The following is an 18,892-nucleotide window of genomic DNA, read 5'->3' as shown; positions in this document are numbered from 1 at the left end:
ACGGGCTCTACTCGTCAAAGCCCTGCGTTTCGACGGGCGTGATCACCGTCTGTCTCGGCGCGGGGGATGGCGGCGCGCCGAGAACCGAAAGGTGTTCCTGAAGCGCCTGCATGATGGCGAGCTTTTCGGTATCGGGCGCCGCCTGCAGGCGCTGGCTGAGCCGAATGGTGAAATCGGAAAAGGCATTGTGCCAATCGGAATGCACCTGAACCGGATCGATCCGGCGGCTGGCCGGGCGCGCCTTGGCCGCGACACCGACTGAGGTCAGCTCGAAATAGTCATCGAGCAGCGGCAGGATGATCTGGTCACCCGCCAGCCCGGTCGCCATCAGCGCAGACCGCAGCGCGGCGCGCTCTTCGTCTTCGCCATGGGTGAGAAAGATCGCGCCATGCGCCGGCAGGCGCTCCCTGATCCAGGCCATCAATTCGGAATGATCGGCATGAGCCGAATAGTTCCCCATCGACCGAATGGTCGCATGCACCGGCACCAGCGTGCCATGGATGCGCACTTCCTTCGCGCCCGAGAGAATCACCTGTCCCAACGTGCCCGGCGCCTGATAGCCCACGAACAGCACGGTGGCGTTGGAGCGGATCAGGTTGTTGCGCAGGTGGTGTTTGATGCGCCCGGCATCGGCCATGCCGGAGGCCGAGATGATAATGGCCCCGCCGCGGATGGAGTTGATAGCCTTGGATTCCTCGACCGCCTCGATGATGCGGAAACGGGGATCGTTGAACAGTTCGTCGGCACCCAGCTCAACGTCTTCGAACATCTTGGCGTATTTGCGATAGACGCCGGTGACCTTGCTGGCCAGCGGGCTGTCGAGAAACACCAGGCGCGGATCGATCCCGCCTGTCTTGATCAGATATCCGATGTCATGCAGCAATTCCTGGCTGCGCTCGACGGCGAAGGCCGGGATGACCAGGTTGCCACCCCGCGCCAAGGCTGTGTTGATCTCGGCCGCCAGGGCATCGCGGCGTTCGGCCAGCGTGTAATCGACGCGCTCGCGGCCGCCATAGGTGCTTTCGCAGAGGATATAGTCAAAGCCCGCTGGGCCCTCGGGTTCGTTGTAGAACACCTTCTCGTCAGGCCCGATATCGCCCGAGAACATCAGTCTGATGGTCTTGTCGCCATCCCGGACCTCGACCTCGATCGAGGCCGAGCCGATGATGTGGCCGGCATTCCAGTACCGGGCCCGCACGCCCGGTCCCGGCTCGATCCACTCGCCATACTGGCAGGTCTTACGGTGCAACAGCGCCTCTTCGGCGTCCTCCATCGTATAGAGGGGCTTCGCCGGTCCATCGCCGCGCCGCCCCAGCTTCTTGGTCTCGCGCTCGGCCTCGCTCTCCTGGATGCCGGCGCTGTCGGGCAGCAGATATTCGAGCAGGCCCGCCGTCGGCTCGGTCATCCACATCGGCCCGCGCCAACCCTCGCGATAGAGTTTGGGCAGCAGCCCCGCATGGTCGATATGGGCGTGGGTCAGCAGCAGGAAATCAATGGATTTGGGGTGGAATGGCGTAGGCTTGAGGTTGAGGTCGCGCACCGACTTGTTGCCCTGGAACAGACCGCAATCAACAAGTAACTGTCCGCCGGGATGAACAATCCGGTAGCAGGAGCCGGTAACCGTCCCCGCCGCGCCGTGGAAGTGAAGGGTGACTGGCATGCGCTACTCCTCTTGTCCCGGTTTGTCGGAGTAAGCCCCTTCTAATCGTCATTGTCGAGCAGGCTCGCAACCGCGGCCGTCGGCACGCGTTGTCGCCAGCAAAGGAGAACCGAAATGCCCTATATCGATGGCTTCGTCGCCGCCGTACCCGCCGCCAACAAGCAGGCCTATATCGAGCAGGCACGCCAGTCGGCGGCCCTGTTCAAGGAATGGGGCGCCACGCGCGTGGTGGAAAACTGGGGCGACGACGTGCCCGCCGGCAAGGTCACCGACTTCATGCGCGCCGTGGCCGCCAAGCCCGACGAGATCATCGTCTTTTCCTGGATCGAATATCCGGACAAGGCCACCCGCGACGCGGCCGGCGCCAAGATGATGAGTGACCCGCGCATGACCGGCATCAAGATGCCGTTCGACGGCGCCCGCATGATCTATGGCGGGTTCGAAACGCTGATGGTTCTCGAATAACCTAGCGCGGCGCGCGCTTGGCGAGGATGCGCTGGAGCGTCCGGCGGTGCATGTTGAGACGGCGGGCCGTCTCGGACACGTTGCGGTCGCACAGCTCATAGACGCGCTGGATATGCTCCCAGCGCACCCGGTCAGCCGACATCGGGTTTTCCGGAGGCTCAGGCTTTTCCTCGCCGGTGGCCAGCAGCGCATTGATGACGTCGTCTGCGTCCGCAGGCTTGGACAGATAGTCCACCGCACCCAGCTTCACCGCCGTCACGGCCGTCGCGATATTGCCATAGCCCGTGAGCACCACGGCACGGGCGTCGGGACGCTTCTGGTGCAGCGCGGAGACCACTTCGAGCCCATTGCCGTCTTCGAGGCGCAGGTCGACCACCGCATAGGCGGGCGGACGCTCGCCTACGGCGGCCAGGCCATCAGCGACCGAACCGGCCACGCGCACGTCGAAACCCCGGCGCGCCATGGCGCGCTCGAGACGCTGCAGGAACGCCGCGTCGTCATCGACGAGCAGCAGGCTGGGGTCGGTGGCCAAGAGATCTTCAATGGTGCTCATGGCCATCATTTAGGCGCTTGCAAGGAAAAGGTCAAAGATCACACGCGAATAGCAGCCCTGAATGGTGCATTTTTCTTGCCGAAACCGGTGCTGGGGCTAGGCCTCGTCCACCTCCACTGCGCTGCGCGGCCAAACGATGCGCACGCGCGCATGGCCGGTGGCGGCAATATTCTCGAAAGCCAGCCGCGCGCCGGTGCGTTCGAGCAGCGTCTTGGCGATGAAAACGCCCAGTCCCAGTCCGCCCGGCTTGTTGGCGTCGGGGCCATGCGCGTCACGCGGACGGCTGGTGAGATAGGGCTCGCCCAGCCGCGCAATCAGCTCGGGGGCGAAGCCGGGGCCATCGTCGGTGATCGAAACCGTCACCGTGGTCAGGTCCCATTCCGCCTCGACCCGCACCGTGCTGCGCGCAAAGTCGGTGGCATTCTCGATGAGATTGCCCAGCCCATAGAGCAGGCCCACGCCGCGCCGGAACATCGGGGGCGGGCCATCGGTCTTTTCATTGTAGAAGAGGATCGCCTTGCCACGCCCCTCATGCGGACGGGCGACCTCGGAGAGCAGGTCGGTCAACGGCACGGTGGCAAAGGGATCCTTGCCGTCGCTGCCCAGATTGCGGAGCTTGGCGAGGATGGCCCGGCAGCGCGCCGCCTGCTCGATGATCAGCTCGACGTCATCGGCCAGATCGCTGCCCGCCGGAGCCTCGGCGCGCATTTCCTTGGCGGCGAGAGCAATGGTCGAGAGCGGGGTGCCCAGCTCGTGCGCGGCGGCGGCAGCCAGCCCGTCGAGCGCCGACAGCTGCTCCTTGCGCGACAGAGCCAGCTCGGTGGCGGCCAGCGCGTCGGCGATCTGGCGGGCGTCATGCGCCACGCGATTGGTATAGGCCGAGACAAAGACAATGCCGCAGATGATCGAGACCCAGATGCCGATCACATAGATGCGGTTGAAGACGATCCGCTCGGTCGGGTCCCAGGGCAGCGGCAGGTGCCAGACCGACAGCAGCGAGGCGATGACCGCCGCCAGCAGGGCGATGAGGAAGGCATAGCGCTGCGGCAGCGACGTCGCCGAGACCGAAACCGGCGCCAGCAGCAGTAGCGAGAACGGGTTCTGCAGCCCGCCGGTCAGCGCCAGCAGCCCGCCCAGTTGCAGCAGGTCAAAGGCGATCTGGCTGGCCGTCGAACGCGAGGTGGGGCGGTGCGAGCCGCCCAGCTTCAGCACCAGCCATACATTGACCGCCGCGGAGACGGCGATCAGCGCGAAGCACGGCCATAGCGGCAGCGGAAAGCCCAGGCCAAAGGCCACGAACAGCACGCCGACAGTCTGCCCGCCCACGGCGAGCCAGCGCAGCACGACCAGGGTTTGCAGCCGCAGTGGCCGCCAGGTGGAGGGAAGGGGCAGGCCATCAGCCTGAATCATGGACATTCGGAGGCCCTTTTGGGTCAGATTCGCACGCCTCATAGTGACACAAACATCCATTTCAAGGGTCAAAAACCCATAGGCACAGGATTGATCCTACCCCAGGCGGGGCCACGTATTGCTCATCGTGACTGGGAGAGTGAAACCGAAATGACAACTGCAATCATCAAACCGCAATGGTCCCCACTGACCATCGCCCTCATGGTTCTTGGCTTTATCCTGTTCTGGCCGATCGGCCTGGCCGTGCTCGGTTACATCCTGTGGGGTGAGAAGTTCGGCGGGTCGCCCGAAAAGGCGCAGGCCTACTGGAACAAGGGCAAAGCCTGGTGCTCGTCCAACAAGGGCAATCACCACAACTGGACCAACCATCGGAGCTACGGCATGAACTCGAGCGGCAATGCAGCCTTTGACGACTACCGCGCCGAACAGCTGCGCCGCCTCGACGAGGAACGCGCCCGGCTCGACGCCGAGATCGAAGCCTTCCACGAATACATGGCCAACCTCAACAAGGCCAAGGATCGCGAAGAGTTCGATCGCTTCATGAATGAACGCCGTGGCTCGCGCCAGGGTTATGGCGAACCCCGCAATGACTCCAAGCCAGACAATGGCGACAACAATTCCGGCTGGACCAATACCTGATCTGGCCCACTGACCTCCTCCTGAAGCCGGTCGTTCCCAACGACTGAACTGGCGCCCCCTCCTCCGGGGCGCCATTTTTGTTTTTGCATCCGCCGACTACCCACCCAATCCACACCCACCGGCGCTGCCCACGGACTTGATCCGTGGGCCAGGGATTAACGCGGTGGGCGCGACGAGAGGCCCGCGGCTCAAGTCCGCGGGCAGCGACCGTGGATGGGAGGACGTCGTGGCAAAAGACGTGATTGAGGATGGGAAGGCATGGCGCGCGAATCCGGTTATCATCGCCCCAGCGATTCCCGAGAGCCAATGAACCTGTTCTTCCGCAACACGCCCAAGCTGCCAACCTCGACCACGATCGACATCGATGGGGCGCCGGTTGTCGTCACGGTGCGCGTCAATGCGCGGGCGCGTTCCTATCGGCTGTCGATCCCCAATAGTGGCGGCCCCCTGCTGACGCTGCCGCCGCATGGCAAGTGGCGCGAGGCCGAGGCCTTCCTGCTGCGTCACGTCAACTGGCTGGCAGCACGCCTGCACCGGGCGCCGCAGGCCACCAGCTTTTCCGATGGCGGGGTCATTCCCCTGCGCGGAATCGATCACCGCATCGTCGGCACCGGCCGGATCCGCGGCCGGGTGGAGATCGCCGAAGAGGATGGCGAGAAGCTGCTGTTGGTGCCGGGCGAACCCGCCCACCAGGCGCGCCGCCTCAATGACTGGCTCAAGGACGAAGCGCTGGCCGACCTCGTGCTACGCACCGCCGTCCACGCCGAGCGGCTGGGGGTTACCGTCCGGTCGGTCAAGATGCGCAGCCAGTCGAGCCGCTGGGGCTCGTGCTCATCATCAGGCAATATCAACTACAACTGGCGGCTGGTGATGGCCCCGCCCTTCGTGCTCGACTATGTCGCCGCCCATGAAGTGGCGCATCTGGTCGAGATGAACCATTCCGCCGCCTTCTGGGCGACCGTGCAACGCACCCTGCCCGAGATGGAAAAAGGCCGCGCCTGGCTCAAGGCCCATGGCCGCCAGTTAATGGCACACGGCGGTTAAGCCTTCCCACGACACCGCCTCCCCACCGGCGCGGCCCGCGGACTTGCTCCGCGGGTCTCCACTGCATGGCACAAATGCAAAAGGCCCCCGGATCTGGTCCGGGGGCAGCGATTGTGGGTAGGCGACATGTCCGCTTAGCGGAGGGGCAGAAGCCGCCCCCTAGTTCTGCTGGCTACCGAAGATCAGGTCCATCAGGGTGCGCTGGCTGCGCTCATTGGTGATCGGCACCGGCTGTCCGATGGCGGTCGGCGGCTGGATCTGCTGAGGCTGACCCTGCGTAGCCGGGGCGCTGGGCACCCACACCTGCTGGCCCGTTGCCGGATCAACCACCAGCATCATCGGCAGGCCGGTATTGGGGTCGATCGGCGCCTCGCCGACGCCATTGGTCTGGGGCTGCAGCGCAAAGCCGGTCACCGGATCGATGGCCTGGCCGCCGCCCTCAACCTGCCCAACCGGCAGGCCGGTGGTCGGATCGATCTGGTTGCCGAACTCATCGACGATCACGCCGCCGGCTGGCAGGCCCGTCGCTCCATCGACCATCTGGCCGGTCTGGATCGGCTGGTTGGGCGTTGCCATGGCATTGGCCGGAACATACTCGCCGGTGGTCGCGTCAAAGCGCAGCAGCTGGCCGGTGGCGGGGTCGGTCGTGGTCTGCACCGGCTGGCCGGTGCCGGCATCGACATATTGCTGCATGGCTTGTCCGGTCGCCGGATCGATCGCCACAAGGCCCGTGGCCGGATCGATGACCGGCTGGGCGACCAGCTGGCCTTCATAGGTGCCGCCCGGAATCGGCGACGGCGTCAGGCCGGCATGCGCCTTGGTCATGAACTGCGACCAGATGGCCGCCGGCACGTTGCCGCCCGACAGGCTGGTCTTGGTCGCATCGTCATTGCCCAGCCATACGCCAGTCACCATGCGTGAGGTGTAGCCGACAAACAGAGCGTCCTTGGAATCGTTGGTCGTGCCGGTCTTGCCGGCGATCGGCCAGCCATTGAGATTGGCGCCCTTGCCCGTACCCACTTCCACGGCCGTGGTGAGCATGTCGTTCATCTCGGCCAGGATGTTGGGCGCAACCACGCGGCCCGGGCCGGCGTCGGACGCCTCATAGAGGACTTTGCCGTCCTTGGCCTCGATGCGGGTGATGACATTGGGAATGGTGCCAAAACCGCCATTGGCGAAGGGCACATAGGCGCTGGTCAGTTCCAGCAGGTTCACTTCCTGCGTGCCCAAGGCAATGGACGGCACGGCGGTGAGCGGGGACGAAATGCCCATGCGGCTCGCCACGTCGATCACGGCCTGCGGCGTGACGTCGATGGCGAGGCGCGCCGAGATGGTGTTGAGCGAATAGGCAAGGCCCTGACGCAGGGTCACGGTCCCGGCATATTTGCGCGAGGCGTTGCGCGGGCTCCAGCCGTTATAGTCGAACTGGGCGTCCTCGGCCAAAGTGTCGGGCGTATAGCCCTTTTCCATCGCCGCCATATAGACAAAGGGCTTGAAGGCCGAGCCGGGCTGGCGCTTGGCCGTGACGGCGCGGTTATACTGGCTGGCCTGATAGTCGACGCCGCCGACCATGGCGCGCACGGCGCCGTTCACGTCCATGGCCACCAGAGCGCCTTGGCTGAAGCCGCGCTTGGGACCCTCGGAGGCCACCATTTCCTTGACGATGAACTCGGCGTCCTTCTGCATCTTCCAGTCGATGGTGGTCTGCACCACCACGTCGCTTTCGATCTCGCCGATATAGGCGGTCATCAGGCTCTCGACCCAGTCGGCGACATAGTCTTCCGAACCGGCAACGCGGGTGCGCACGGTCTGGTCGGGATTGATGCGCGCGGCCGCAGCTTCCTCGGCGGTGATATAGCCTTCCTGTGCCATGGAATTGAGCGTCAGGCGCTGCCGCTCGATGGCGCGTTCCGGATTGCTCTTGGGATTATAGGCCGAAGGGGCGGGCAGGATACCGGCCAGCATCGCGGCCTGGCCAAGCGAGAGATTGCGCGCCGAAACGCCGAAATAGGTCTGCGCTGCCGCCTCGATACCGGTTGCCCCGGCGCCGAAATAGACGCGGTTCATATAGAGTTCGAGGATTTCTTCCTTGGTGTAGTTCTGCTCCAGCCAGACGGCCAGAATGGCTTCCTGCACCTTGCGGCCCAGGGTCTGGTCGGGGGTGAGGAAGAGGTTCTTTGCCACCTGCTGGGTGATGGTCGAGGCGCCGCGGGTCACGCCGCGCGCCTGGATCGACTCCACCGCCACGGCGAGCAGACCCACCGGGTCGACGCCGAAATGGCTCATGAAACGGCGGTCTTCGCTCGAAATGATCGCCGCGGGAACATAATAGGGCAGTTCGCGATAGGTCACCGCTTCGCCGCCGGTCTGGCCGCGATTGGAGATCAGGCTGCCGTCGGCCGCCAGGATGCGGATATTGGGCGGACGGTCGGGAATGGCCCAGGTATTGGCCGATGGAAGCTGGGCGCCATAGTAGACGACGACGCCGATGGCCGCGATGCCGCCCCAGAGGCAGGCCACAAAACCCCACCACAGCAGCCCCATGAGGAAGCCGCCGGTGCGCGAGCGCTTTTTGGCGCGGGCCGGTTTTGCCGGTCGGGCCTTGCCGCGCTTAGGAGCCTTGGGTGGCTTGCCGCCGCCGGCCGGCGCAGCGCCGCCAGAGCGCTCGTCATCGACGAAAACGCCCAGGGAATGGCCCATTGTCGGCTCGACACGCTGCCCCTTGCCGCCGCTCGCCCGGCTTTTGGGCGCCTTGCCCTTGGCCGATTGATTGCCAACGCGATCGTCGGGGGAAATGCGAAAATCCATCAAGCAGACCTTGAGAAGCTGGTGCCTTTTGCTCGCTTTCTATCTTGTTTATTCCGGCGGGGAAACAAGAGGTTAGCGCAGGGTTAAGGCTGATCCCTGTCAACGCGCACGCTTGCAGCATGCTGGTAGTTTTCGTGCGGATTTCTTGCTGTGCGCGTGCAGTTCCCTTCTCCGCGGCAATTGTGGCCGGTTTATGTGGAGTATTCCGGTGGGTCTACCGGTGTTGCGTGGGCACCACAGCATTGTCAGGCCCAGTCGAACCAGTTTAGCTGCGCCCGTTATTTCAGGACCTGCCCTTGCCCAGACTTTCCCTTTTCCTCGCCATCCTCATTGCGCTGCTGGCCGGCCCGGCCCTTGGCAATGACCAGAAAACGCTCGAGCGGGCGTGGCGCGATGCGATCGACAGTTTCGAGACCGCCCTGCCCGCGCTGGGCGGAAACGCCTGGGATGTCGAGGTTTCCGCCTATCGCGATGCCCTGACGCTGCAGCGGTTCACTGCCCGGCACTGGGGGCAGAAGGTGCAGCTGGCGACCGAGATTCGCGCCAAGGCCACCGGCTCATGCGGGCGCTATGCCGCCTTCGTGCGCCTGCCTCCCGAACAGGGAAAACTGACCATGGTGTTTTGTCCGCAATTCTTCCTGCCGGGCGCCGATGACCTGCGGTCCCTCACCATCCTTCACGAAATGGTGCATGTGGTGGCCGGCAGCAACGAGTGCCGCGCCATGGCCTTTGCCGCCAGCATCGAAGCGGCGGCAAAGGGGCGGCATACGCCGGTAGAGGCCTATTGGCGGGCCAATGGGTGTGAGCAGTCGGGGTTCCGGCTGCCAGACTAGCGCCTGGCCCCCACCCTTGATCCCTCCCCACAGGGGGAGGGAGTCGACTGAGAGTCCAGGTTCAGCGCCAGCCGAGAGCCGGGGCGACCTGTTTGAGGATCGTCTCGATGACGTGGGCATTGTAGGCGACGCCGAGCTGGTTAGGCACGGTGAGCAGCAGGGTATCGGCTTCGGCGATGGCTTCGTCGGCCGCCAGTTCCTTGATCAGCTGCTCGGGCTCGGCGGCATAGCCGCGGCCGAACACGGCGCGCTTTTCCGGTTCGATGTAGCCAAAGCTGTCTTCCTCGCGGCCGCCGCCGCCGAAATAGGCCCGGTCCATGTCATTGACCAGGGCGAAGATGGAGCGGCTCACCGAGACGCGTGGCTCGCGGGTGTGGCCGGCCTCCTTCCAGGCGGCACGATAGGCGCGAATCTGCTCGGCCTGCTGGATGTGGAACGGCTTGCCGCTCTCGTCGAACTTCAGCGTCGAGCTCTGCAGATGCATGCCGAGCTTGGCCGCCCAGACGGCGGTCGCATCGGTTGCCGCGCCCCACCAGATGCGCTCGCGCAGGCCCTCGGAATAGGGTTCGATGCGCAGCATGCCGGGCGGGTTGGGGAACATCGGGCGCGGATTAGGCTGGGCAAAGCCATGGCCCTTAAGCACTTCGAGCAGCACCTCGGTCTGGCTGCGCGCCATGTCGGCATCGGTCTTGCCGTCCTGGGGGGCATAGCCGAAATAGCGGAAGCCATCGATCACCTGCTCGGGCGAGCCGCGGCTGATGCCCAGTTGCAGGCGGCCGCCAGCGATGAGGTCGGCTGCGCCGGCATCCTCGGCCATGTAGAGCGGGTTCTCGTAGCGCATGTCGATGACGGCGGTGCCGATCTCGATCTTGCTGGTCTTGGCGCCAATGGCCGCGAGCAGGGGGAAGGGCGAGGCGAGCTGGCGGGCAAAGTGATGCACGCGGAAATAGGCGCCATCGGCACCCAGTTCCTCGGCCGCCACGGCCAGGTCGATCGACTGCAGCAGGGCATCGCCCGCAGTACGGGTCTGCGACTGGGGCGACGGCGTCCAGTGGCCGAAGGAGAGAAAACCGATCTTTTTCATTGGGGCACCTGCTGTTGCGATGCAGCTTAGTTATGCCGCCCACAGTGGCAGAAAAAGGCGGATAGCGGGAACGGATTGTTCGGGTGGATGAACGAAGGGGGCTCGCGCCTTGGAGGGGCGACGCGGTGGGGAGGCTAGGCAGGCCCGCCACACACTACGCAAAGCGCTCAGTCGGCTCCCTCCCCCTTGTGGGGAGGGATAAAGGGTGGGGGTGGTACGGGCACCGGACGCGCGGAGAGATACCCCCACCCGGCTCGATGGACGGACTTAGCAAGGGCTAAGTCCTATCTCGCTTTCCCTCCCCACAAAGGGGGAGGGAGGGGGCCGGTGGGGAGGGCAAAAAAATCTCCGCTTTCGCGGGGATTTTGATCGTGTCTGGCGCTCCGGTTAGACGTCCAGGTTGCTGACGCTGAGGGCGTTGTCCTGGATGAAGTCGCGGCGGGGTTCGACGAGGTCGCCCATGAGGGCGGTGAAGATTTCGTCGGCTTCGTCGCTCTGGTTGATCTCGACCTTGAGCAGAGTGCGCGCATTGGGGTCGAGCGTGGTTTCCCAGAGCTGGGACGCGTTCATTTCGCCCAGACCCTTGTAGCGCTGCAGCGAGACGCCCTTGCGGCCGGCATCGGTGACGGCCTTGAACAGAGAGCCGGGACCATGGATCGGGATAACGTCGCTCTTGCGGGTGAGCGTCGGCACGCCGCCGTAGATTTCGTCGAGACGATCGGCCAGCTGACGCAGCTTGCGCGCATCGGCGCTCTGCAGCAGCGGCTTGTCGAGCTGGTGGGTTTCGGTGACGCCGCGCACGGTGCGCGAGAAGGCCAGGCCATCCTCGTCGGTGACGGCGCCCGACCAGCCGCGTTCCAGCTCGTCGGAAATGCGATCGAGACGACCGGCAATGCGGTTCATGGTGCCTTCGACGCGAGCGGGATCAACGAGGCCCTCGGGATCGAGACCCCCGACGATCGCGGCCTGTTCGACGAGACTGCGATTGTAGCGGGTGTTGAGATTGTCGATGGCACCCACGATGCTGCGCGCCTGCTGGACGATGCCGAACAGGTCGGTGCCGGCATGCTCCACGCCGTCGCGGGTCTTGAGCACGGCTTCGTCCAGGCCCGCCTCGATCAGGTAGTCGTTCAGGGCGTCCTCGTCCTTGAGGTACTGCTCGGAACGGCCGCGCGTCGCCTTATACAGCGGGGGCTGGGCGATGTAGATGTGACCGCGTTCGATGAGCTCGGGGGTCTGACGGTAGAAGAAGGTCAGCAGGAGCGTACGAATATGGGCGCCGTCCACGTCGGCGTCGGTCATGATGATGATCTTGTGGTAGCGCAGCTTGTCGGCGTTGAACTCTTCGCGGCCAATGCCGGTGCCCAAAGCCGTGATCAGCGTGCCGACCTGATCGGAGGAGATCATGCGGTCAAAGCGGGCGCGCTCCACGTTGAGGATCTTGCCGCGCAGCGGCAGCACGGCCTGATTGGAGCGATCACGCCCCTGCTTGGCCGAACCACCTGCCGAGTCACCTTCCACGATGAAGATTTCGGACTTGGCGGGATCGCGTTCCTGGCAATCGGCGAGCTTGCCGGGGAGCGAGGAGATTTCCAGCGCGCCCTTGCGGCGGGTCAGTTCGCGCGCCTTGCGGGCGGCCTCGCGGGCGGCGGCGGCTTCGGCCACCTTGCCGACGATCACCTTGGCTTCGGCGGGGTGTTCTTCGAACCACTGGCCGAGCTTCTCGTTGACGATGTTTTCGACAACGGGGCGCACTTCGGAGGAGACCAGCTTGTCCTTGGTCTGCGAGCTGAACTTGGGATCGGGCACCTTGACCGAGAGCACGCAGGTGAGGCCTTCACGCGTGTCGTCGCCGGTCAGCGTCACCTTTTCCTTCTTGGAAATGCCCGAGCTTTCGGCATAGCCGGTGACCTGGCGCGTCAACGCCCCGCGCAGACCGGCCAGGTGAGTACCGCCGTCGCGCTGGGGGATGTTGTTGGTAAAGCAGAGCACGTTTTCGTGGTAGCTGTCGTTCCACTGCAGCGCGACTTCGACGGTGATGCCGTCCTTCTCGCTGATCATGGTGATCGGCCGTTCGATGACCGGCGCCTTGGACTTGTCGAGATATTTGACGAAGGCTTCGAGGCCACCCTCGTAGAACAGGTCGATCGACACCGGCTCGGGGTGGCGCAGGTCGTTGAGCAGGATATGCACGCCCGAATTCAGGAAAGCGAGCTCGCGCAGGCGGTGCTCCAGCGTCTTGAAATCGAACTCCACCATGGTGAAGGTTTCGGCGGAAGGCAGAAAGCTGATGGCGCTGCCGCTGCGGCCCTCATAGGTGCCCGGCTGCTTGTTGTCTTCGTAGGTGCCGGTCTGCTTGAGGGGAGCGTCGGCCTCGCCATGGGTGAAGCTCATTTCGAAAATGCCGCCATCGCGGCGGATTTCGAGCTTGAGCCACTGGCTGAGCGCGTTCACCACCGAAACGCCCACACCATGCAGGCCGCCGGAGACCTTGTAGGAATTCTGGTCGAACTTACCGCCGGCATGCAGCTGGGTCATGATGACCTCGGCAGCCGAAATGCCTTCTTCCTTGTGGATGCCGGTGGGAATGCCGCGGCCATTGTCGATGACCGTGACCGAGCCATCGGCATTGAGCTGCACCGTCACCAGGTCGGCGTGACCGGCCAAGGCCTCGTCGATGGCATTGTCGACGACTTCGTAGACCATGTGATGCAGGCCCGACCCGTCATCCGTATCGCCGATATACATGCCGGGGCGCTTGCGCACCGCATCGAGGCCCTTGAGCACCTTGATGCTGTCGGCGCCGTATTCATTGGGAACGGAATTTTCGCTATCGGTCATGGGGTCCGAATCAGTCATTTCAGAGTGTTTTAGTTCTAGCGGAACGGGGGTATATCCCCAAGCAAAATGGCCGTTTTCGGGGCGATAGCCGGGGATGGCGGCCTAGTCTTTGGTGAGGCGCCCGTCGCGTACGGTGATGGTCTGGGCCCGCTCGCCAAGCGCCTCGAACAGGAGGCGGTCGGTACCGGTCAGAAAGCACTGCGTTCCCAGCCCGTCGAGTGCCTGAAACAGCGCCCGGCGACGGTCGGGATCGAGATGGGCGGCGATTTCGTCGAGCAGCAGAAACGGGGTAATGGCGGTCCGCAGCTGCACCAGACGGGCATGAGCCAGGATGAGCCCGATCAGCAGGGCCTTCTGCTCGCCGGTAGAGCCCAGCGCGGCCGGCATGGCCTTTTGCGCATAGGTCACTTCGAGATCGACGCGGTGTGGTCCTGATATGGTGCGTCCGGCGGCGCGATCAACCCCGCGCGAGGTCCGCCAGGCCTCTGCCAGGGCCGTTTCGAGGTCTGCCGAGGATGCGGGCTCGCCGCCACCCTCGAACAGCGGTGTCAGGGCGAGATGGGCGGCGGGAAAGCTCTCGTCGTCGAGGCTCTGCTCGATCAGCGCCTGCAGGTGGCTCAGGCTATCGGCGCGGGCCAGGTGGATCGACGCACCGAATTCGGCCATCTGCGCCTCGATGGCATTGAGCCAATGGGCATCGCCGCCATCCTCAAGCAGGCGATTGCGCTGGCGCATGGCCTTTTCATAGTCGCTGACCGAGGCGGAATGGGAGGGAATGAGCGTGGTCACCAGCCGGTCGAGAAACCGCCGGCGGTCGCTGGCCGGGCCCGAGAACAGACCATCCATGGCCGGGGTGAGCCAGAGCACGCGCAGATAGTCGCTCATCGCCTCGATGGAGCGGGCATTGGCGCCATTGATGCGCACGCGCCTTCCGCCATCGGGGCTAGCGCCGGTGCCGATATCGGCGGGGCCATTATCGGTCTCGACGGTCGCGGCAACCGCCCAGCTGGCGTCGCTGCCATGGGCATGCAGGGTGTCAAAGCTCGCTCCGCGCAGGCCGCGCCCAGGAGAAAGCACCGAAATGGCCTCGAGCAGGTTGGTCTTGCCGGCGCCATTGGGGCCGGTCAGCACGACGTGGCGGGAATCCAGATCGAGCGCCGCCGCCGCATAGTTGCGGAAGGCGGTGAGGCGCAGGCGCGAGAGATAGCGCATGGTCAGTATCCCGCCCTTTCGCCAAATCCACCGCGCGCCGCCCTCGGGCTGGACCCGAGGGGCTTTGCGATGACCCGAAGGAAGTACAGGACCCTCGGGTCAGGCCCGAGGGTGACGATCGAGTTGGTGGCGTGCAAGGAGGCCCTTACACCCGCATCGGCATCAGGACGTAGAGCGCGCGGGTTTCGCCTTCGTCGCGCACCAGGGTCGGCGAGCCGGCGTCGTTGAACATGAACACGGCGCTTTCCGAGCGGATCTGGCCGATGATGTCGAGCAGGTACCGGGCGTTGAAGCCGATCTCGAAGCCATCGGTCTCGAACTCGACCGGCAGCTCTTCGCTGGCCGTGCCGTGATCGGGATTGGTGACCGAGAGCTCGAGCAGGCCATTGGTGGCGTGGAGCTTCACCGCCTTGCCGCCGCGATCGGAGGCAATGGTGGAGACGCGATCGACGGCGATGGCGAAGCTGGCGCGATCGACATTCATCTGCTTGTCGTTGTTCTTCGGCGTCACGCGGTCGTAATCGGGGAAGGTGCCCTCGATCAGCTTGGAGAGCAGCACGACCGTGCCGACGGTGAAGCGGATCTTGGTCTCGGAGACTTCCACCGTGACGTCGCCTTCGGCGCCATCGAGCAGCTTCTGGACTTCGCCCACGGTCTTCTTGGGCACGATGATGCCGGGCATGCCGCCGGCGCCGGCAGGCGCCTCGATCTCGGCGCGGGCCATGCGGTGACCGTCGGTCGCCACGGCGCGCAGCACGGTGCCGGCATTGGAAATGTCGACGGTGTGGAAATAGATGCCGTTGAGGTAGTAGCGGGTCTCTTCGTTGCTGATGGCGAACTGGGTCCGCTCGATCAGCTCGCGCAGCGCGGCTGCGGGCATGGTGAATTCGTGGCCGAAGCTGCCCGACTTCAGGTCGGGGAAGCTGTCAGGGCTGAGGCAGGCAAGGTTGAAGCGCGAGCGGCCGGAGGTGAGGACCATGTTCTCGCCGCCATCGGTTTCCAACCGCACTTCGGAACCATCGGCCAGCTTGCGCACGATTTCATAGAGCGTGTGGGCGGGGACGGTGGTGGTGCCTGGCGTCGACACCATGGCGGGCACGGATTCGGTGACTTCGATATCGAGGTCGGTGGCGCGCAGTTCGACGCGGTCGTCGCTGGCCTTGAACAGCACGTTGGCCAGGATGGGGTAGGTATTGCGGCGCTCGACTACCCGGTGCACATGGCTCAGCGACTTGAGCAGATGATTGCGTTCGAGCGTGACTTTCATTCGGCAACTTCCCTGGCACTTACGCGACTGCAACGGCGCAGCAAAACCCCCGGCAAGCCGGGGGTTGGACATTTACAATTTGTGAACGCAAAGGCAAGGGCGGGCGGACTGTTTGCCGCAGGATATCAACTGCGACCCAGTGTTGCGCCCGGGCGCCCTATTCTTCGAGCATGCGCTTGAGCAGCTCGATTTCCTGGGCCAGTTCGAGGTCGTCCTTGATCATCTGCTCGACCTTGCGCACCGAGTGCAACACGGTGGTGTGATCGCGTCCGCCGAAGCGGCGGCCGATTTCGGGGAGCGAACGGCTGGTCAGCGCCTTGGCCAGGAACATGGCGATCTGGCGCGGGCGCACGACGTCGCGCGAGCGGCGGGCCGAGAGCAGTTCGTTGCGCGGAACCTTATAGTGGCGCGACACGATGCGCAGGATGTCTTCGATGCGCACGCGGCGGGCTTCGCGGCTGCGGATCAGGTCGCCCAGGGTCTTTTCGGCCAGGGGGACGGTAATGAGTTCACCGGTCAGCTGGTTGGCAGCGACGAGGCGATTGACGGCGCCATCGAGGTCGCGGCCATGGCTGACCACGGCGCGGGCAACATAATCGAGCACCGGCACGGGGAAGTGCATGCCGTAGCGGGCCGAAGACTGCTCGGCGCGGCGCTGCACGATGGCGCGGCGCAGATCGAGGTCGAAGCCGGAAATCGGAACCACAAGGCCACCCGAGAGCCGCGAACGGACGCGCTCATCGAGCATTTCGAGATCGCGCGGCGGCGCATCGCCAGCCACGACAACCTGCTTGGCGCCGGTGAGCAGCGTGCCCAGCGTATGGCCGAATTCGGTGGCGGATTTGCCCTGCAGGAACTGCATGTCGTCGATCAGCAGCAGGTCGACCCGGCGCAGCCATTCCTTGAAGCCGAGCGCGGACTGGCGCTGCACGGCGGTGATGAAATGGTACATGAAGTGGTCGGCGGTCAGATAGACGATGTTCTTGGTCGAATCGGCCGTCTGCACCGCGTGGGCAATGGCGTTGAGCAGGTGCGACTTGCCCAGGCCAACGGTGGAATGAATGTAGACCGGGTTGAAGGACACGGTGTTGTTGGCAGCAGCCGCAGCGACCTGTTTGGCAACGCCGAGCGCCATTTCGTTGGCGGAGCCCGCCACGAAGGTCTCAAAGGTCATGCGCGGGTCAATGGCGCTACCGGCCAGGGCATCGCCCTTGGAGGCGGAATTGTCGCGGCCCATGCGCGGCGCAACGGCCGGCATGGGAGCAGGTGCAGCGGCGGGTGCGCTGCTGGCTTCAGTGGCAGCAACGGGTTCGGCAGCGACCGGGGCTAGGCGCGGGCGGGCCTGACCATTGACGCGCAGCGTCACCTGAATGCGACCGACCTCTTCGACATCCTGACGAAAGGCTTCGAGGATGCGCTCGGCATAGTTGGACTGCACCCAGGAGCACAGAAAGCGCGTGGGCGCCGACAGGTGAACGACGTCGTCGACGAGTTCCTCGAGCTCGAGGCGGGCAAACCAGGAGGCAAAGACATCCTCACCGACACCGGCCTTGAGGCGAGCGCGCACGCGATTCCACAGTTCGCGCTGGCCTTCGGGGGAATCGGACGTGGTCATGACAGGAGTTTCGCCTTTGATCTTTGAAGAGGAAGGGAGGTTGGTCTGTGCCCAATCATCCCCTTCGGCTCCGGCCATTGCCTGTCGCGTCATTTATTGCCCCGTTTCTATCGTTCCGTCCGGCCCGCAAAGCGCGGACGGTGTGCTTTTCTTCTTGATCACCATGACCGCGGAACTTCCTGTTCCTTGTGGCCACAGCTTCGCCATTGCACCCGCCGCAACGGGCACAGTTAATCTCCCCGGCGGCAAGCCGCCGGCTACAAACTCATACTTGTCGTGAACCCGGTCTCACTCGACCGAAGGCTTACTGAACCCCGCCAGTCTCGATCAGACTGGCCGCCAAACACGCCGCCAACACGACCCATACCGGTTTCAAAAACTCTTCGGCAGTAATGCCGATATGTTAATATCAACGCCCCGAAACGACCCGACCAGCCCTGCTGGACACTCTTTGCTGGTGTCCGTTTCCAAGCTAGCCAGATCACTTTAGAGGCAGGCTTTTGGTGCCGCAACCGTGGAATCTGCAAAATGGGGGCTTGACTCCGAGGATGTCTTTTTTGCCCTCCCGACCCCACCTGGACCCATCAAACCAAGAGCCTGTGACTCAAGGCAGAATCCCTTCGCGATGGGGGACGAGATCGTAAAAATAATATTTCTGTCTCCACCTGACTTTGTTGCCACGGCAAGGCCGACGACTGTGGGAACTGCTTCCTACTCTATCGTAAAGCTCTGGCGTTACTAAAGAAACAAGTGTGATGACAAACCGTGGCGTTTCGTCGCTTTGGTGTCACATTCTGGGGCAGACGCAGGCAGGCCGGAAAAACCTTTGCCTGACGTACCAAAGAAAATGGGCCCCTCGCGGAGCCCAGTTCCAATTTCCAGACAGCGCCCTCAAAGGCGCCGCACCGGCGTCAATCAGGCGCTGAGAGCCTTGACGCGGTGGTTGAGGCGGCTGACCTTGCGGTCGGCCAGATTGGCATGAACGATGCCCTTCTGAGCGGCGCGATGGATCTCGGGCTCAGCAGCCTTGAGAGCAGCCATGGCAACAGCATGATCGCCAGTCAGGATGGCTTCTTCAACCTTGCGGATGAAGGTGCGCACGCGCGAGCGGCGCGACTTGTTGACCGCGGTGCGGGCTTCGATCTTGCGGGTAGCCTTCTTGGCTGACGGCGTATTGGCCATAAGGGTCCTCTTGGCGTCCAACCAGCCGTCAACGCATGAAAAGCGCAGGCGTCCGGGGTGAAATGAAATCCGGCGGCCTATCAAGTGCCGCCAAGTTGGCCGGGGTATAGGGGAAAGGCGGGGGAGCGTCAACTGGATTCAGGGGGAAGCCAGTGTCGGCATGGAAGGCATGCGGCGGGAGGCGTGATTGGGGCACGCCGCCGTGGTTCGAGGCGCTAAAGAGGCGCACCTCACCATGAGGGCTACTGGACCTCATCGTGAATACGCACTGGCGCTGCC

The 18,892-nt window shown here is 64.2% G+C and carries 14 protein-coding genes; 4 read left to right on the top strand and 10 right to left on the bottom strand.

Annotation, left to right across the window (positions count from 1 at the left end):
- Positions 1 to 7: 7 nt before the first annotated feature.
- Positions 8 to 1,660, bottom strand: a complete 1,653-nt coding sequence (locus tag ACZ5WT_RS06955; RefSeq protein ID WP_464286645.1) for an MBL fold metallo-hydrolase RNA specificity domain-containing protein — start codon at positions 1,658 to 1,660, stop codon at positions 8 to 10.
- A gap of 114 nt (positions 1,661 to 1,774) precedes the next feature.
- On the opposite strand from ACZ5WT_RS06955, the gene ACZ5WT_RS06950 reads away from it, so the two are divergent.
- The gene (locus ACZ5WT_RS06950; RefSeq protein WP_464286644.1) at positions 1,775 to 2,125 is read left to right on the top strand and encodes a DUF1428 domain-containing protein; all 351 of its coding nucleotides are present in this window, start codon (positions 1,775 to 1,777) and stop codon (positions 2,123 to 2,125) included.
- Position 2,126: 1 nt separating this feature from the next.
- Here the strand turns inward: ACZ5WT_RS06950 and ACZ5WT_RS06945 are convergent, their stop codons facing one another.
- Together ACZ5WT_RS06945 and ACZ5WT_RS06940 are read right to left on the bottom strand one after the other, a co-directional pair.
- Entirely contained in the window at positions 2,127 to 2,678 is a 552-nt protein-coding gene (locus ACZ5WT_RS06945; protein ID WP_464286643.1) for an ActR/PrrA/RegA family redox response regulator transcription factor, read from the bottom strand.
- A 96-nt stretch (positions 2,679 to 2,774) separates the two neighbouring features.
- Entirely contained in the window at positions 2,775 to 4,094 is a 1,320-nt protein-coding gene (locus tag ACZ5WT_RS06940; RefSeq protein ID WP_464286642.1) for an ActS/PrrB/RegB family redox-sensitive histidine kinase, read from the bottom strand.
- 144 nt (positions 4,095 to 4,238) lie between these two features.
- Between ACZ5WT_RS06940 and ACZ5WT_RS06935 the strand changes: the two genes are divergently transcribed.
- Complete coding sequence (locus ACZ5WT_RS06935) at positions 4,239 to 4,727, top strand: DUF2852 domain-containing protein (RefSeq protein WP_464286641.1); 489 nt, start codon at positions 4,239 to 4,241, stop codon at positions 4,725 to 4,727.
- Between the two features lie 306 nt (positions 4,728 to 5,033).
- Positions 5,034 to 5,771 (top strand): M48 family metallopeptidase, encoded by a 738-nt coding sequence (locus ACZ5WT_RS06930; RefSeq protein WP_464286640.1) that lies wholly within the window; start codon positions 5,034 to 5,036, stop codon positions 5,769 to 5,771.
- A 159-nt stretch (positions 5,772 to 5,930) separates the two neighbouring features.
- On the opposite strand, the gene ACZ5WT_RS06925 is transcribed toward ACZ5WT_RS06930, so the two are convergent.
- Positions 5,931 to 8,579, bottom strand: coding sequence for a transglycosylase domain-containing protein (locus ACZ5WT_RS06925; protein ID WP_464286639.1), 2,649 nt, complete (start codon positions 8,577 to 8,579; stop codon positions 5,931 to 5,933).
- 296 nt (positions 8,580 to 8,875) lie between these two features.
- On the opposite strand from ACZ5WT_RS06925, the gene ACZ5WT_RS06920 reads away from it, so the two are divergent.
- Positions 8,876 to 9,412, top strand: coding sequence for a hypothetical protein (locus tag ACZ5WT_RS06920; RefSeq protein ID WP_464286638.1), 537 nt, complete (start codon positions 8,876 to 8,878; stop codon positions 9,410 to 9,412).
- Positions 9,413 to 9,473: 61 nt separating this feature from the next.
- Here the strand turns inward: ACZ5WT_RS06920 and ACZ5WT_RS06915 are convergent, their stop codons facing one another.
- The 6 genes from ACZ5WT_RS06915 to rpsT all read right to left on the bottom strand — a co-directional run bounded on the left by ACZ5WT_RS06915 (position 9,474) and on the right by rpsT (position 18,613).
- Positions 9,474 to 10,496, bottom strand: a complete 1,023-nt coding sequence (locus ACZ5WT_RS06915; protein WP_464286637.1) for an LLM class flavin-dependent oxidoreductase — start codon at positions 10,494 to 10,496, stop codon at positions 9,474 to 9,476.
- A gap of 387 nt (positions 10,497 to 10,883) precedes the next feature.
- Positions 10,884 to 13,337, bottom strand: a complete 2,454-nt coding sequence (gene gyrB, locus ACZ5WT_RS06910) for a DNA topoisomerase (ATP-hydrolyzing) subunit B (protein ID WP_464286636.1) — start codon at positions 13,335 to 13,337, stop codon at positions 10,884 to 10,886.
- Positions 13,338 to 13,439: 102 nt separating this feature from the next.
- Positions 13,440 to 14,549, bottom strand: a complete 1,110-nt coding sequence (gene recF, locus ACZ5WT_RS06905) for a DNA replication/repair protein RecF (RefSeq protein WP_464286635.1) — start codon at positions 14,547 to 14,549, stop codon at positions 13,440 to 13,442.
- A 145-nt stretch (positions 14,550 to 14,694) separates the two neighbouring features.
- The gene (dnaN, locus tag ACZ5WT_RS06900; RefSeq protein WP_464286634.1) at positions 14,695 to 15,816 is read right to left on the bottom strand and encodes a DNA polymerase III subunit beta; all 1,122 of its coding nucleotides are present in this window, start codon (positions 15,814 to 15,816) and stop codon (positions 14,695 to 14,697) included.
- Between the two features lie 157 nt (positions 15,817 to 15,973).
- Positions 15,974 to 17,431 carry a chromosomal replication initiator protein DnaA gene (gene dnaA, locus ACZ5WT_RS06895; RefSeq protein WP_464286633.1) on the bottom strand — a complete coding sequence of 486 codons (1,458 nt, stop codon included), beginning with the start codon at positions 17,429 to 17,431 and terminating at the stop codon, positions 15,974 to 15,976.
- A gap of 915 nt (positions 17,432 to 18,346) precedes the next feature.
- Entirely contained in the window at positions 18,347 to 18,613 is a 267-nt protein-coding gene (gene rpsT, locus ACZ5WT_RS06890) for a 30S ribosomal protein S20 (RefSeq protein WP_464286632.1), read from the bottom strand.
- Positions 18,614 to 18,892 lie beyond the last annotated feature (279 nt).

Source organism: Devosia sp. T2-14 (assembly GCF_055397495.1).
Note: the sequence above shows the minus strand (reverse complement) of the source record. Positions and strands in the feature narration are given on the sequence as shown.